The sequence below is a fragment of the Streptomyces sp. URMC 126 genome, assembly GCF_051386555.1.
Lineage (GTDB): Bacteria > Actinomycetota > Actinomycetes > Streptomycetales > Streptomycetaceae > Streptomyces.
This window is the reverse complement of record NZ_JBPQTX010000958.1, coordinates 1-264: the sequence shown is the minus strand read 5'-3', so window position 1 is coordinate 264 and position 264 is coordinate 1. Positions and strand designations below refer to the sequence as shown.

Annotated in this window: 1 protein-coding gene; it reads right to left on the bottom strand. The window is 74.2% G+C overall.

Annotated elements, in window-relative coordinates; translation table 11 throughout:
• On the bottom strand, positions 1-264 hold a 264-nt coding region (locus tag ACSNOK_RS34660; RefSeq protein ID WP_436784684.1), incomplete at both ends, for a protein-L-isoaspartate O-methyltransferase family protein.

The following is a 264-nucleotide window of genomic DNA, read 5'->3' as shown; positions in this document are numbered from 1 at the left end:
GGCACCTGCGGGGCCGCCGCGGCCACGGTGATGGCGTCGAAGGGGGCCAGCTCCGGCAGCCCGGCGGTGCCGTCGCGCACCACCACCTCGATGTTGCGGTAGCCCAGCAGCATGAAGCGCTCGTAGGCGCCCTGGGCCAGCTCCGGGAAGCGCTCGATCGTGTAGACCATCTGCGCCAGGCGACTCAGCACCGCGGCGGCGTAGCCCGAGCCGGTGCCGATCTCGAGCACGCGGTCGGTGGGGCGGAGCTGGAGCGCCTGGGCC